This is a genomic window from Streptomyces atratus (assembly GCF_900119365.1).
In the GTDB taxonomy this organism is placed as follows: Bacteria; Actinomycetota; Actinomycetes; order Streptomycetales; family Streptomycetaceae; genus Streptomyces; species Streptomyces atratus_B.
On sequence record NZ_FPJO01000005.1, the window covers coordinates 339,002 to 353,597 of the forward strand.

The window sequence follows — 14,596 nt, forward strand, 5'->3', positions numbered from 1 at the left end:
AGGGTCCGGCCGCACGGTCAGCCCTCCACAGTGATCCGGAAGACGGGATGGTCCGGGCAGGCCGCCAGCAGTTCGGCGTCCGAGGACTTCGCGGTGATGCCCTGGAAGTAGTCCTTGACCTCCCAGCCCCACCGCTCCAGGTAGGTGCGGATGACCAGCGCCTTCTGCTCGTCGTCCGCGATCTCCACGGCTGTGAAGCCGCGGGTCCTGCGGCCCACCCGCAGCTCGCCGCCGCCGGCGACGCGCATGTTGCGCACCCACTGGGAGTGGCCCCGGGCGGAGACGAGGTACTGCGCGCCCTCATGGGTGTGGGGGTTCACGGGGACGCGCTGCATCTGCCCGCTCTTGCGGCCGCGCACGGACATCTCGGCCGAGCCGAAAAGGCTGAGGCCGTGGCGGGCGAGCCAGCCGACGATGCCGTTCATCCGGACGTTGAGGGCGCTGCCCTGGAGGTAGTACGGCTGAGACATGGTGACCCCTCGGTGATTTGAGAGCGGTGCTCTCGCTTGAGATCAGTGTGCGCGGGGCGGGTGCTTAAAAGCAAGAGCACTGCTCTCATTCTTGGTCGGTGCTCTGCGTTCATGGCAGACTGAGGACCATGAGCACTGTCCGAGGAGCCAGAGAACGGGCCCGCATCGAGGTCACCGCCGCGATCAAGGACGAGGCGAAGAAGCAGCTCGCGGCCGAGGGCGCCGCCAAGCTGTCGCTGCGCGCCGTCGCGCGAGAGCTCGGTATGGCGTCGTCCGCCATCTACCGTTATTTCCCCAGCCGGGACGAGCTGCTCACCGCCCTGATCGTCGACGCGTACGACTCCGTGGGAGAGATCGCGGAGGCCGCCCACCGGACCGCCTGCGCCGACGCCGCCACCCACCTCGCCCGCTGGGTCGCCGTCACCTGCGCCGTGCGTGACTGGGCGCTGGCCCACCCCCACGAGTACGCCCTGATCTACGGTTCGCCCGTGCCCGGTTACACCGCGCCGCAGGCTACGATCGGCCCCGCCTCCCGCGTCGGCTTCGTCCTGATTGCCGTGGTCACGGACGCCTGCCGCACGGACGGCCTGGCCCTGCCGCCGCTCGCCGACGACCTGCGCGCCGAGGCCGAGCGGATGTCCGCCGACCTCGCCCCCGGCCTTCCGCCGGAGGCCGCCGCCCCGCTGATCGCCGCCTGGTCACAGCTGTTCGGACTGATCTCCTTCGAGATCTTCGGCCAGTTCCACCGGGTGGTGGAGGCCAAGGAGGTCTTTTTCCGGGAGGCCGTCACCGAACTGGCCCGCACGGTCGGCCTGCTCGGCGCGAGGAACGGCGCAAGGGCCACCGCCGGCAAGGGCTGACGGACCCCTCACCCGTCACCCCGCCCCGTACGACGTACTCCCCACGGAGTACGGGTGATCACCACGCCCGGCTGACGCCCTCGCCGGGGTCTGCGGTCTAGCGTGGCCGACATGGAAGAGCAGCGCTCACACGGAAGCGGCGGCGGTCCCCCCTGGGCGCACGGCGAGCCGCCGCGGTGGCTGACCGGGGAACCGGGGCGCTCCGCCTCCCGGCTGCCCTGGCCGTCGACGATCCTGCTCGGCGCCGTCGTCATGATCGGTTCGACCATCGCGGCCCGGGGGCAGATGGACGAGCGGGCCCCGCTGGACCTCTTCGCGCGGCTGCTGCTCTTCCTGGCCGTCGCCGTGCTCCTGCTGCGCCACCGGCACCCCGTGGTGGCCGCCTTCGGCAGCTCGGTCGCGGCGATGATCTATCTGGTGGCCGGTTATCCGTACGGACCGGTCTTCCTGGCCGTCGCTGTCGGCTGCTTCAGCGCCGTCGTCTCCGGACACCGGCGGGCCGCCTGGTCGGCCGTCGGCATGGTCTGGCTGGGACATGTCCTGGTGGCGCACTGGCTCTACCGGTGGCTGCCGCCCGCCGGTGACCACGCCGCCCGCTGGGGACAGGAACTGGGCATCGCCGCCTGGGTGGTGGCCGTCGTCGCCGCCGCCGAGTTCGTACGTGTACGCCGTGAGCAGTGGGCGGACCGGCGGGCGGAGCGGGAGGCTGCGGAGCAGCGCAGGGCCGATGAGGAACGGCTGCGGATGGCGCGCGAACTCCATGACGTCCTGGCCCACAGCATCTCCGTCATCAACGTCCAGTCGAGCGTGGGTCTCGCGCTGCTGGACTCCGACCCCGAGCAGGCGCGTGCGGCGCTCACCACCATCAAGGCCGCCAGCAAGGAGGCGCTGGGCGAGGTCCGTCAGGTCCTCGACACCCTGCGCACCCCCGGGGACGCCCCCAGGGCCCCGGCCCCCGGACTCGACCGGCTCCCCGAACTCGTCGAACAGGCGGCGAGCACCGGACTCACCGTCACCTTCGAGACCGACGGCGAACGGCCGTCGGTTCCGCCCGGCGCGGACCTCGCTGCCTTCCGCATCGTCCAGGAGGCGCTGACGAACGTGGTCCGGCACTCCGGATCGCGTACCGCGCGGGTCCGGATCGCCTACGGGCCCGGCCGCATCGGGCTCCGTATCGACGACGACGGACCCGCCACCGGCGACGACGCCGGAGGCAGCGGCAACGGGCTGGCGGGAATGCGGGAGCGGGCCGCCGGGCTCGGTGGCACGATCGAGGCGGGCCCCCGGGCCGACGGCGGCTTCCGGGTGCGGGCCGAGCTTCCGCTGCCGCCCGGTTCGTCCGGCGCACCGGAACAGAAAGAGGAGACACCGTGATCCGCGTACTGCTCGCCGACGACCAGTCGCTGGTCCGGGCGGGCTTCCGCGCCCTGCTGGACGCCCAGCCCGACATCGAGGTGGCGGGGGAGGCAGCCGACGGCGCGGAAGCCGTGCGCATGGTGGGCGAACTGCGGCCCGACATCGTGCTGATGGACATCCGGATGCCGCATCTCGACGGCCTCGCCGCCACCCGTGCCATCACCGAGGACGCCCGGCTGGACGGCGTCAAGGTGGTCATGCTCACCACCTTCGAGCTCGACGAGTACGTCTTCGAGGCGATCCGCTCCGGGGCCTCCGGCTTTCTCGTCAAGGACACCGAACCGGACGAACTGCTGCGCGCCGTACGCGCGGTGGTGGGCGGCGACGCGCTGCTCTCGCCCGGGGTCACCCGCCGCCTGATCGCCGAGTTCGCGGCCCGTTCCAAGGAGCCCGCGGCGTCGACGGGCCTGAGCGAACTCACCGAACGGGAGCGGGAGGTGATGGCGCTCGTCGGCATAGGGCTCTCCAATGAGGAGATCGCCCGGCGGCTGGTCGTCAGCCCGCTCACCGCCAAGACCCATGTCAGCCGCTCCATGGTGAAACTGGGCGCCCGTGACCGGGCCCAACTCGTCGTCCTCGCCTACGAGTCGGGGCTGGTTCGTCCGGGCTGGCTCGGCTGAGCCGTCGCCCAGCGGTGCACCATCCCGGTGTGCCGCAGCAGATCGCGCACCCGCCACTGAGGACAGGTCGGCACCGGGGCGCCGGTCCCCGCCTCCTGCGCGGCGGAAGCCAGCAACTGTCCCTCGGCGCCCAGGGACTTGATGTGGTCCGTGATCTCCATGGCCCTGTGCCAGCGGTCCGGGCTCCTGTCCCCGCCGGATCAGGCCACCGGCGCATGGGTCGCGTTGCGTGCCCCGTACCCCAGCGCCGCGGCCGCGGTGGCCAGCAGCGCCACCGTGGTGAGGGCCACCGGGAGCGAGAACCAGTCGGTCAGGAAGCCGATCGCCGGCGGCCCGAGCAGCATCCCGCCGTAGCCGAGCGTCGACGCGGCGGCCACCCCGCCGGCCCCGGCCAGCTCACCGGCCCGGCCGACCGCGACCGGGAAGATGTTGGCCAGGCCGAGCCCGGTGACTGCGAAGCCCAGAAGGGCCGGCCACGTGCTGGGGGCGAGCGAACCGAGCAGCATCCCGACGGCAGCCGTCGCACCGCCCAGGACGAGGGTGCGGGTCTGACCGAGCCGTTCGAGCAGGGCCGTGCCGCTGAGCCGGCCCGCCGTCATGGCCAGCGCGAACAAGGAGTAGCCGGCGGCCGCGACGCCGGGGTGGGCGTGCAGGTCCTGCTCCAGGTGGAGTGCGCCCCAGTCGGCCAGGGCGCCTTCGCCGTAGGCGGTGCAGAGCGCGATCAGGCCGAACAGCAGCACCAGCCGGCGGGCCCGCCCGCTCAGCCGCCGGGGCGCCTCGGCGCTCGGTGCCTGGACCGCGGGCCGGGGTGCCGGGTGACGCAACAGCACCGGCCCGGCCACCGCGGTGACCAGGAGCCCGGTCCCGGTGAGGGCGAGGAGATGGGTGCCTGGGGAGAGGCCGCCCGCGACCAGTCCGCCGAGTCCGGCGCCGACCATCCCGCCGAGACTGAAAGCCGCGTGGAAGCCGGGCATCACGGGGCGCCTCAGTGCGGCGACCAGATCGACCGCGGCACTGTTCATCGCCACGTTCATCCCGCCGTACGCGGCACCGAAGACCAGTAGGACCAGGCCGAGCGCGAGCGCCGAACTCGTCTGCGCCGGCAGGGCGATGGCGAGGGAGAGCAGTACACCGCAGACCACGGTCACCGGGTGGCTGCCGAAGCGCCGGCACAGCCGGCCGGTGAACATCATGGTCACCACCGCCCCGGCGGAGACCCCGAGCAGGGCGAGACCCAGAGTGGCGGCGGAGGCACCGGTCTGGTGCTTGATGGCCGGGATACGGACCACCCAGCCGGCGAAGAGAAAGCCGTCGAGGGCGAAGAACACGGTAAGGGCGGTGCGGAGGCGGGCCGACGGAGATGCGGCGGTGTTTCCGCCCGGTCCCCCCGGTAGAGCCGTCCGCGGTTTGTTTAGTTGCGGCACAAATTCAGCATAGGGGCGCCGCGACAATGGACGCAAGACGGTCGGCAGGGGCACAACCGCGCCACCGGGGCGTCGGGCGTACCTCCGGACCATGGGAGACTCGCCCCCATGAACGGCAAGGTGTCCACCACTCGGACAAAGTTGGAGAGGGGCCGCAGCGCGCTCGGACCCGCGCTGGAACTGGTCCACACCGGACGTGCGCCCACCCGCGCCGTCCTCACCTCCGAGCTCGGCGTCACCCGGGCGACGGCCGGTGCGGTCGCCGCGGAGCTGGAGGCGCTCGGCCTGATCCGGGTCGACTCCCGGCCGGGCTCCGCCGCCGGCTCGCAGGGCCGCCCCTCGCACCGGCTGTCGGTCCGGGAGTCCGGACCGGTCGCCATCGCCGCTCAGGTGCACGCCGACGGATTCCGTGCCGCGCTCGTCGGGCTGGGCGGACGGCTGGTGGCCACCGCTCCCGGCTGTGTCACCGTCACGGCCGACCCGGCGCAGGTCATCGGTGAAGTGGTCGACGACTGCGCCCGGTTGCTGCGGGACAGCGGACTGCGCTGTGTCGGCGCGGGGCTCGCGGTGCCGTCGGCGGTCGCCGAACCGGAGGGCACCGCGCTCAACCCGCTGCACATCGCCTGGCCGGCCGGTGCCCCGGTGAGCGAGATCTTCGCCGACTGCGTACGTGAAGCGGGCATCCCTGGACCGGCGTTCACCGGGAACGACGTCAACCTCGCCGCGCTCGCCGAACACCGGCACGGCGCGGGCCGCGGCGCCCAGCATCTGCTCTGCGTGGCCACCGGCCACCGGGGTGTGGGCGGCGCCCTGGTCCTCGACGGCCGCCTGCACACCGGGAGTTCGGGCCTCGCCCTGGAGGTGGGTCATCTCACGGTGAACCCCGAGGGGCGCCCCTGCCACTGCGGCGGGCGCGGCTGCCTGGACGTCGAGACCGACCCGCTGGCCTTCCTCGTCGCCGCCCGCCGCGAACCCGGCCCCGAGGAGTCGCTGCTCAAGCAGGCCGGCGATCTGCTGCGCACGGAGTACGAGGACGCGGCGGTGCGCGGCGCGGCCGAGGAGCTGATCGACCGGCTCGGCCTCGGGCTCGCCGGACTGGTCAACATCCTCAACCCCGACCGCATCATCCTCGGCGGACTGCACCGCGCCCTGCTCGACGCGGACCCGGAGCGGCTGCGTGCGGTGGTCGCCGACCGCAGCCTGTGGGGACGGAGCGGCAGTGTGCCGATCCTGCCGTGCACGCTCGACCACAACAGCCTGGTGGGCGCTGCGGAGTTGGCCTGGCAGCCGGTGCTGGACGACCCGCTGGCCGCGCTGGCCTGACGGGGGCCCGGAGCGGTTCGGGGCCGCCACCACTGCTGTCCCTCGCCGAGCCGGTCCCGCTCCGGGCGTCCTCGCCATGCCCTCCGGGGCCGCCCGCAGACACAAGGGCGCGTACTGGTTCAGCGGGGAGTCCTCGCCCCGGTCGTCGCCGGGAGCAGCCGCGGGAGCGCCACGTACTCCCGAGGGGGTACGCGCACGGCCGCCGGCCGTACGACGACTCGGACCCCCTCCCCGGGCGAGGCTCGAAAGCGTCAGGAAAACCTGACCGCGGACCCCGAACCGAGGGAGCTGACCGAGATGAACACCCTGGCGTACAGCGGTGGACCCGGGCTCTGGATCCTCCTCTTCCCGCTCTTCTGGGCGGCCGTCGTCATCGGCGGAGTCACCCTGCTGCGCCGTACCGCCCGGCGCGGCCGACGAGGCCCCTGGCAGGCCCGTACCACCCAGGAGGGTCCCGCCGAACCGTCACCGATCACCCTGCTCGGGCGGCGCTTCGCGGCCGGGGAGATCGACGAGGACGAATACTGGCGCCGACTCTCCGTCCTGGACGAACAGTTCGGCCGCGGCGGCAAGGGGGGTCTCGCATGACCACCGCCGTCCCGACCTCCGGACCCACCCCCGCATCCGTACCCGCCTCCGCCGCCCGGGTCGTCGACGCCGTGAAGCTCTACGGCACGGGCGACACCCGGGTCAGGGCCCTGGACGGGGTGAGCGTCGACTTCCCGGCCGGACGGTTCACCGCCATCATGGGGCCCTCCGGATCCGGTAAATCCACCCTGATGCACTGCGCCGCCGGACTCGACACGCTCACCTCGGGCTCCGCCTTCATCGGCGACACCGACATCGGCGCGCTCGGCGACCGCAGGCTCACCCTGCTGCGCCGACGGCGGATCGGCTTCGTCTTCCAGTCCTTCAACCTCCTGCCCACGCTCACCGTCGCCGAGAACATCACCCTTCCCCTCGACCTCGCGGGGGAGCGGCCCGACCAGGAGTGGCTCGACGCCCTCGTCGACACCGTCGGGCTCCGCGACCGGCTGCACCACCGGCCCGGCGAACTCTCCGGCGGACAGCAGCAGCGGGTGGCGGTGGCCCGGGCCTTCGCGGGCAGCCCCGATGTCGTCTTCGCCGACGAACCGACCGGCAACCTCGACTCCCGCTCCGGTCAGGAAGTGCTCCGGCTGCTCGGCCGCACCGTCCGGCAGACCGCCCGTACCGTCGTCATGGTCACCCACGACCCGGTCGCCGCCGCCCACGCGGACGAGGTCGTCTTCCTCGCCGACGGCCGGCTCGTCGACCGCATGCCCGACCCCACGGCGGAGCGCGTGCTCGACCGCTTCAAGTCCTTCGCCCCCCCACCCCTCGCGCAGGCGGTGACGGCATGAACGGCACCCGGGCCTCCCTACGCCTGAGCATCGCCTCGCTCCGCACCCACAGACGCCGCTTCGCCGGTACGTTCGTCGCCGTCCTGCTCGGCGTCGCGTTCCTCACCGGGACACTCGTCATGGGCGACACACTGCGCGCGAGCTTCGACACGCTGTTCGCCGACGCCAACGCCGGAACCGACGCCGTCGTGCGCGGCTCCGACGTGGTCACCGTCGCCGGTGAGACCCAGGGCACCCGGCAGCCGGTCGGCACCGCACTCCTGAAGCGGATCGAGCGGACGCCCGGCGTCGCCGCGGCGGCCCCCGACATCCAGGGTGCCGGCCAGCTCATCGGCGCCGACGGCACCCCCATCGGCGGCCAGGGCCCGCCCACCCTCGCCGGCAACTGGATCGACGACCCCGAACTCAACCCGTACCGGCTCGCCGCCGGCCGCGCCCCGGCCGCCCCCGGTGAGGTCGTCGTCAACCGAGGCACCGCCGAACGGGGCGGGCTCAGGATCGGCGACACGACCGTGCTGCGCACCCCCGACCCCGTACACGTCCGAATCGTCGGACTGGCCACCTTCGGCGGCCAGGACGGCATGGGGCAGGTCACCTACACGGCCATGACACGGGCCGACGCCGAGAAGTACCTCACGCCGAAGCCAGGCCGGGCATCGGCCATCCAGGTCCGCGCCGGCCCCGGCACCAGCCAGCGGGAACTCGTCGACGCACTGCGGCCGGTGCTGCCCGAGGGCGTCGAGGCCGTTACCGGACAGGCCGCGGCCGCCGAGAACCGGGACCTGATCTCCGGTGCCTTTCTCGGCCTGTTCACCACGCTGCTGCTGGTCTTCTCGGGCATCGTGCTGCTCGTCGCCACCTTCTCCATCCACAACACCTTCGCGATCGTCGTCGCCCAGCGGACCCGCGAGAACGCCCTGCTGCGCGCCCTCGGCGCCGCACGCCGTCAGGTCCTTGCCTCGACACTCGTGGAGGCCGGCGCGGTTGCCGTGATCGCCTCCGCCGCGGGCCTGGCCGGAGGCATCGGCATCGCCGCTGCCCTCCAGGCGCTCTTCCCCGCCGTCGGATTCCCGTTCCCCGACGGCTCGTTGGTGATCGGCGCCGTCTCGCTGCTGCTGCCGCTCACCGTGGGAGTCCTGGTCTGCCTCGGCTCCGCGGTCCTGCCCGCCGTCCGGGCCGGACGCACCGCTCCGCTCGCCGCACTGCGCGAGAGCGCCGTCGACGACTCCGGGGCGTCCCGGACGCGCGCCCTTGCCGGGCCCGTGCTGCTGGTGGCCTCCGTCGGCGTCATCCTGACCGGCGCCCTGGCCGCCCCGTCCGTCTGGCTGTCGGCCGTCGGCGCGGTGCTGGCACTCGCCGCGTTCGTGGTCCTCGGCCCGGTCGCCGCCACGTACGCGGTGCAGGCCCTCGGCGCCCCGCTCGACCGGCTGCGCGGCGTCACCGGCCGGCTGGCCGGGCGCAACGCCCTGCGCAGCCCCCGGCGGACTGCGTCCACCGCGACCGCGCTGATGATCGGCGTCGCCGTGGTCTCCCTCTTCACCGTCTTCGGAGCGTCGCTGAAGGCGACCATGAACCGGACCGTCGACCGCTCCTTCGCCGGCGACGTCGCCATCAGCGTGCCCTCCTTCGGGGCGGGCGGCAGCGGCCTCAGCCCCCGGCTCGCCCCGGCCGTCGACCGGCTGCCGCAGGTCGCGGCCGCCGTCGGCCTCGGCAAGGGTGTCGCGAAGGTGGACGGTGCGGGACGGGCCCTGACCGTGACCGACCCGGCCGCACTCGGCAAGGTCTTCGACCTCGGCCGGGTCGACGGCTCGCTGGCGGGGCTGGGTACGGACGGGATCGCCGTCTCCGGCACCGAGGCCGCGAAGCGCGCTCTGCACCCCGGCTCCACCGCCCGGCTCGCCTTCGCCGACGGGAAGCGGCGCGAGTTCACCGTCCGGGCCGTCTACGACCGGTCGGAACTGGCAGGCGACTACGTCATCACCCGCCAGGCCTGGGCTCCGCACCGTGCACAGGACTCCGACTCGCTGATCGCCGTCTCCTTCCGGCCCGGCGTGTCCACCGCCGACGGCAGGGCGGCGGTCGTGAAGACCGCGGCGGCGTACGGCAACCCCGAGGTACAGACCCGCGGCGAGTACGCGCGGTCCTCGGCCGGAGGCATCGACATGATGCTCACCCTGGTCTACGCCCTGCTGGCCCTCGCCGTGCTGATCGCCCTGCTGGGCATCGCCAACACCCTCACCCTCGCCCTCCACGAACGGACCAGGGAGATGGGCCTGTTGCGAGCGGTGGGACAGACCAGGAGCCAGTTGCGCTCGATGGTCCGCTGGGAATCCGTCCTGGTGGCCGCGTTCGGCACGGCGGGAGGCCTGTTGCTCGGCGGCTTCCTCGGCTGGGTGCTGGTCGAGGCGTCCGCGGGTGACACCGCCGTCGCCTTCGACCTGCCGCCGCTGCGACTCCTGGTGGTCGCCCTCGTGGGGATCGCCGCCGGAGTGCTGGCGGGCCGGCGCCCGGCCCGGCGGGCGGCGCGGCTGAACGTGCTCCGCGCCATCGCCGCCGAGTAGCGCACGTCAGCCGACCACCGCCGACCGCGCTGCGGAAGGCGTGGCACTCTCCAGGTACGTGAGGGAGTCCAGCTCGAACGGACCGTCCGTGGTGGCCCCGTACACCGGGTGCGGCGGGAGCGAGGCGCACCGGGGCGGCGCCGGAAGGGTGAACCAGACGACCTTTCCGGCTCCGCCCCTCGGGCGGACCCCCCAGCTCTCGCTGACCGCGGCGATCAGTGCGAGCCCGCGCCCCGAGGTACTGGACGAGCTGGGCTCGCGCACGGTCGGCATCCGTGGGTCGTGGTCATGGACGGATACCGTCAGCCGTTCGAGCAGCAGCTCTATCTCGACGGTGCATGACTTGTCCGGCTGGGCATGCCGGTGGACATTGGTCAGCAGTTCTGTGACGCCGAGCGCCGCCTGGTCGATCAGAGGATCGAGATGCCAGTAGCGCAACTGCGCCGAGATGATTCTGCGGACCTGTCCGATCCGCGACGGCAGGGCCTGGAGCTCCACCGTGCAGTGCCTGCTTGGCTCGCTGATCACGGCTGCGACTCCCCGAAATAGGTCCGGAAGAAGACGAAGGAACGGATCCAGCAGCTGGCCGGCTGCTGATTCGGCCCCGGCGGTGTGGATCACAGTGTCACCGCCGGTGAACCATGAGTGACGTGTCCAATGTCGCCCAGGGGGCACAGCTCCGCAACTCGCGCTCTCCCGGTGCCGCCGGCCGCGTCAGGTCATCCGGCCGCCCGCGCTGCGCAGCGTCTCCAGGAACCGGCGGGCCGGGCCGGCCCGGTCCGGTCCCCGGTTGCGCTGCCCCATCGTCAGCCGGTACCGCGTCCCGTTGAGGCGGGCCACGGCCGCACCGGCCCCGGCGAACCATGGCCTGCCCGCACTCACCGTCACCACCGGGGCACTGTCGATCTCCCGCCCGTTGCTGGTCAGCAGGGCCAGTCTGCCGTCCTTGACGATCACCTGCCCGGCCCTCGTGAGCGAGCGGGCCCACCGCTCGATCCGTACCCCCGTCGCACTGAACTCCGTTTCCGGCATGGCTGCTTCGCCCCCTTCGTAACGCTTCTGATGGGAAGTCTGCACAAATCGGGAGCGCCGCGCCAGGCCGCGTACCGGCCGGAGCCCCGGTCTCCGGTCCCATCGACGCCAAGGCAGGGCTATGGAGCATCAAAGTGAACGTTTGTGCAGGTGGGGGGAATAGGTTGTGGGTGGAGAGTGACGGTGACACAAGGAGGAGCGCGCTGATGGGCACCGAGATGCACGGAGACGGCGGCCGGGCCGCGGCGACGATCGACATCGACCGTTCCGACACCGCGTACCGGGCCTGGCTGAAGGAGGCGGTGCGCAAGGTCCAGGCCGACGCCAACCGCTCCGCCGACACCCATCTGCTGCGCTTCCCGCTGCCCGAGGCATGGGGCATCGACCTCTACCTCAAGGACGAGTCGACGCACCCCACCGGCAGCCTCAAGCACCGGCTGGCCCGCTCGCTCTTCCTCTACGGGCTCTGCAACGGCTGGATCCGGCCGGGCAAGCCGGTGATCGAGGCGTCCAGCGGTTCGACGGCCGTCTCGGAGGCGTACTTCGCCAAGCTGATCGGTGTGCCGTTCATCGCCGTGATGCCCCGCACCACCAGCCCCGAGAAGTGCCGGCTGATCGAATTCCATGGCGGCCGATGTCACTTCGTCGACGACTCCCGGAAGATGTACGAGGAGTCCGCCACGCTCGCCGCGGAGACCGGCGGGCACTACATGGACCAGTTCACCTACGCCGAGCGGGCCACCGACTGGCGCGGCAACAACAACATCGCCGAGTCGATCTACCAGCAGATGCGGCTGGAGCGCTATCCGGAACCGGCGTGGATCGTCGCCACGGCCGGAACCGGCGGCACCTCGGCGACCATCGCCCGCTATGTGCACTACATGCAGTTCGACACCCGGATCTGCGTGCCCGACCCGGAGAACTCCTGTTTCTTCGACGGCTGGACCAACCACAATCCCCTGGCCACCAGCGACTGCGGCTCCCGGATCGAGGGCATCGGCAGGCCCCGGATGGAGCCGAGCTTCGTGCCCGGGGCCATCGACCGGATGATGAAGGTGCCGGACGCGGCCAGCGTCGCGGCCGTACGCGCCCTGGAGACGGCCATCGGCCGCAAGGCCGGCGGCTCCACCGGCACCGGGCTGTGGAGCGCGTTCAAACTGGTCGCCGAGATGGTCGAGCAGGGCAGTACGGGCAGCGTCGTCACCCTGATCTGCGACCCGGGCGACCGCTATCTCGACAAGTACTACTCCGACAGCTGGCTCGCCGGGCAGGGGCTGGACATCGCCCCGTACGCCTCGACCATCGACTCCTTCCTGGCCGACGGCAACTGGCCCTGACCGCCGGGGCGGAACCGGGTGGGCCCGGCGTGGCGCAGCTCAGGCCGCGGACCCGGTCAGCCGCCGGTCCAGACTGCGCACCGCGGCCCGGAAGGACCGGCCCACTCCTGGCCGGGCCAGCCGCAGGGCGAACCGGAAGGGCGCGGAGCCGTCGGCGGCGAACGTCCACCGCACCCGCGTCCCGGTCCCGGCCGGGGTGAGCCGCCAATCCTCCAACAGGGCCCGCATTCCAGGGGCGTTGGTCTGGTCGGCCCGGTAGGCGTACCGCTTGCCGGGCTCCGTCGCCATGATCGTCTCGCGGATCACGAAGCCGCCCTTGAGCCGGACCTCACGGCCCGCACCGCCCTCGGTGGGCCGGGCGGCCGTCACCGCCGTGAACCAGCCCGGCCAGCCCGGTACGTCGTCGGCTAGCGCGCGGTAGACCTCCTCGGGAGCGGCGGACACCTCGGCGGCGAAGATCAGTCGCACCGGAGCGGTTTCCGTGAACTCAAGTTCCACGGAACGGAGTCGGCGTGGCATGGAACGCACCTCCCGTGCGGTCGGCGGCGGACGGGGTCGCGCACACCATAGCTGACGCATCATCAGATGTCGCCGTCCGTGCGGACGTCACGGACGCGCCCCGAGCCGCGTCACCCGCTACGGACGGTGCCGCGCCGGACGGTCCAGCATGCTGTCGAGCACCCGGCCGAAGATCCGGCGGCCCGCCCCGGCGATCAGCGGGTCGCCCCACCGGGGCAGCAGCCGTACGCCCAGCTCCTCGACCCATACCACATGGGATCCGGAATCCGTCGGATACACGTCGATCGACGCCCGGCCCAGCACCAGCGAACCGCGCTTCTCCAGCCGGCACAGCCCCGCGCGCCCGCCGGCCGGCGGCGTCCACCGCACCACTTCCATCGGATCGTCGAACGCCAGCGGCCCCACGCCGGTGCGCGCCACGAAGACGGTCCCCACCCCGGTCGGCAGCTCTACGGGGACGGTGATCGTGGTCAGCGGTACATGCGCGGCGTGCCGTTCCCAGTCCGTCACCCGGCGCCAGGACTCGGCGGCGGGGAGGGAGGTGAAACGCTCGATCCGGAAGACGGCCACCCCACGATCCTAAGGGCTCGCCGCAAGGTCCCGGCCTCGCGCACCGCCCGGCGCGAGCCGAACGGAATCCGCGCACGGCCCGCCGGCTCAGGCGCCGGTGTCCCCGGTCCGGCCCGCCACCACGAGGCCCGGCAGCTGCTCCTCGATCTCCTCACGGGCGGCGGCCGAAAGACCCGCGTCCGTCACGAACGTGTCCACCTGCTCCAGCGTCGCGAACGAACTCAGGCCCACCGTGCCCCACTTGGTGTGGTCCGCGACCACCACCACCCGCCGGGCCGACTGGACGAAACGGCGGTTGGTCTCGGCCTCCGCCAGATTCGGCGTGGAGAGCCCGGCCTCCACCGAGATCCCGTGCACCCCGAGGAACAGCACATCGAAGTGGAGGGAGGCGATCGCCTGATCGGCGACCGGACCGACCAGCGAGTCCGAAGGAGTCCGCACCCCACCGGTGAGCACCACCGTGGCGGCCCCGGGCCGCGCCCCGGCCGCACCCCCCGGCCGCTGCGCGGCGTGGAAGACATCGGCGACCCGCACCGAGTTGGTCACCACCGTCAGATCCGGCACGTCCAGCAGCTGCTGGGCCAGCGCGTATGTCGTCGTGCCGCCGGAGAGCGCGATCGCGCTGCCGGGCACCGCCATGGCCGCCGCCGCCCGCGCGATGTCCTCCTTGGCGGTCAGCTCCAGCACCGACTTGGCCTCGAACCCGGGCTCGTGCGTACTGGCCTCGACCACCGGAACGGCCCCGCCGTGCACCTTCTCGATGACCCCCTGGCGGGCCAGTGCGTCCAGGTCGCGGCGGACCGTCATGTCGGAGACGTTCAGCTTGCGGGTCAGCTCGTTGACCCGGACCCCGCCGCGCCTGCGGACCTCGTCGAGGATCAGGGCGCGCCGCTGCTCCGCGAGCAGGTTCTGATTCTCGCTCAACGCCGGGTCCGGTCCTTCCCTCTGGCCGTGCAGCAGTCTCCTCGGACGGGGTCATCCTGCCACGCGGTGTCGCCGGCCGCCGCACTGGGGAGATTCCGTGAGAGGGGTGCGGCCACCGGCCCTCTGCCACGATCCTGATGACCACCCATCAACACTCC

At 72.5% G+C, this 14,596-nt stretch carries 15 protein-coding genes and 1 pseudogene; 8 read left to right on the top strand and 8 right to left on the bottom strand.

Features of this window, described 5'->3' with window-relative positions:
• Positions 1-17: 17 nt before the first annotated feature.
• On the bottom strand, positions 18-470 hold the full coding sequence (locus BT364_RS12430) for a nitroreductase family deazaflavin-dependent oxidoreductase (protein WP_072485207.1): 453 nt from the start codon (positions 468-470) through the stop codon (positions 18-20).
• 128 nt (positions 471-598) lie between these two features.
• Here BT364_RS12430 and BT364_RS12435 point away from each other — a divergent pair, with 128 nt between their 5' ends.
• The 3 genes from BT364_RS12435 (at position 599) to BT364_RS12445 (ending at position 3,366) form a co-directional block, all read left to right on the top strand.
• A complete protein-coding gene (locus tag BT364_RS12435; RefSeq protein WP_072485208.1) occupies positions 599-1,330 on the top strand; it encodes a TetR/AcrR family transcriptional regulator in 732 nt (243 codons plus the stop codon).
• A gap of 111 nt (positions 1,331-1,441) precedes the next feature.
• Positions 1,442-2,704, top strand: coding sequence for a sensor histidine kinase (locus tag BT364_RS12440; protein ID WP_107408218.1), 1,263 nt, complete (start codon positions 1,442-1,444; stop codon positions 2,702-2,704).
• The gene (locus BT364_RS12445) at positions 2,701-3,366 is read left to right on the top strand and encodes a response regulator (protein WP_072485210.1); all 666 of its coding nucleotides are present in this window, start codon (positions 2,701-2,703) and stop codon (positions 3,364-3,366) included. Before BT364_RS12440 ends, BT364_RS12445 begins: the two co-directional genes overlap by 4 nt.
• On the opposite strand, the pseudogene BT364_RS12450 reads toward BT364_RS12445, so the two are convergent.
• Positions 3,366-3,527 (bottom strand): annotated as a pseudogene (locus tag BT364_RS12450) (maleylpyruvate isomerase N-terminal domain-containing protein); the annotation flags it as partial. The gene BT364_RS12445 and the pseudogene BT364_RS12450 overlap by 1 nt on opposite strands.
• A 39-nt stretch (positions 3,528-3,566) precedes the next feature.
• A complete protein-coding gene (locus BT364_RS12455) occupies positions 3,567-4,790 on the bottom strand; it encodes an MFS transporter (protein ID WP_072485211.1) in 1,224 nt (407 codons plus the stop codon).
• A 108-nt stretch (positions 4,791-4,898) separates the two neighbouring features.
• Here BT364_RS12455 and BT364_RS12460 point away from each other — a divergent pair, with 108 nt between their 5' ends.
• The 4 genes from BT364_RS12460 to BT364_RS12475 all read left to right on the top strand — a co-directional run bounded on the left by BT364_RS12460 (position 4,899) and on the right by BT364_RS12475 (position 10,056).
• Positions 4,899-6,113, top strand: a complete 1,215-nt coding sequence (locus BT364_RS12460; protein ID WP_072485212.1) for an ROK family protein — start codon at positions 4,899-4,901, stop codon at positions 6,111-6,113.
• A 297-nt stretch (positions 6,114-6,410) separates the two neighbouring features.
• Entirely contained in the window at positions 6,411-6,701 is a 291-nt protein-coding gene (locus BT364_RS12465; protein ID WP_072485213.1) for an SHOCT domain-containing protein, read from the top strand.
• Positions 6,698-7,495 (top strand): ABC transporter ATP-binding protein, encoded by a 798-nt coding sequence (locus tag BT364_RS12470; RefSeq protein ID WP_072485214.1) that lies wholly within the window; start codon positions 6,698-6,700, stop codon positions 7,493-7,495. The genes BT364_RS12465 and BT364_RS12470 overlap by 4 nt, the downstream gene beginning before the upstream one ends.
• On the top strand, positions 7,492-10,056 hold the full coding sequence (locus BT364_RS12475; RefSeq protein WP_072485215.1) for an ABC transporter permease: 2,565 nt from the start codon (positions 7,492-7,494) through the stop codon (positions 10,054-10,056). The genes BT364_RS12470 and BT364_RS12475 overlap by 4 nt, the downstream gene beginning before the upstream one ends.
• Before the next feature lie 6 nt (positions 10,057-10,062).
• Here BT364_RS12475 and BT364_RS12480 read toward each other — a convergent pair whose 3' ends face one another.
• Both BT364_RS12480 and BT364_RS12485 read right to left on the bottom strand, forming a co-directional pair.
• Positions 10,063-10,584, bottom strand: coding sequence for an ATP-binding protein (locus BT364_RS12480; RefSeq protein WP_256259722.1), 522 nt, complete (start codon positions 10,582-10,584; stop codon positions 10,063-10,065).
• A gap of 186 nt (positions 10,585-10,770) precedes the next feature.
• Complete coding sequence (locus BT364_RS12485) at positions 10,771-11,088, bottom strand: hypothetical protein (protein WP_072485217.1); 318 nt, start codon at positions 11,086-11,088, stop codon at positions 10,771-10,773.
• A 206-nt stretch (positions 11,089-11,294) separates the two neighbouring features.
• Between BT364_RS12485 and BT364_RS12490 the strand changes: the two genes are divergently transcribed.
• Complete coding sequence (locus BT364_RS12490) at positions 11,295-12,425, top strand: L-cysteine desulfhydrase Cds1 (protein WP_072485218.1); 1,131 nt, start codon at positions 11,295-11,297, stop codon at positions 12,423-12,425.
• Positions 12,426-12,464: 39 nt separating this feature from the next.
• Here the strand turns inward: BT364_RS12490 and BT364_RS12495 are convergent, their stop codons facing one another.
• The 3 genes from BT364_RS12495 to BT364_RS12505 all read right to left on the bottom strand — a co-directional run bounded on the left by BT364_RS12495 (position 12,465) and on the right by BT364_RS12505 (position 14,438).
• Positions 12,465-12,944, bottom strand: a complete 480-nt coding sequence (locus BT364_RS12495; protein ID WP_072485219.1) for an SRPBCC family protein — start codon at positions 12,942-12,944, stop codon at positions 12,465-12,467.
• Between the two features lie 117 nt (positions 12,945-13,061).
• Complete coding sequence (locus tag BT364_RS12500; protein WP_072485220.1) at positions 13,062-13,514, bottom strand: SRPBCC family protein; 453 nt, start codon at positions 13,512-13,514, stop codon at positions 13,062-13,064.
• 87 nt (positions 13,515-13,601) lie between these two features.
• Positions 13,602-14,438, bottom strand: a complete 837-nt coding sequence (locus BT364_RS12505) for a DeoR/GlpR family DNA-binding transcription regulator (RefSeq protein ID WP_072485221.1) — start codon at positions 14,436-14,438, stop codon at positions 13,602-13,604.
• Positions 14,439-14,596 lie beyond the last annotated feature (158 nt).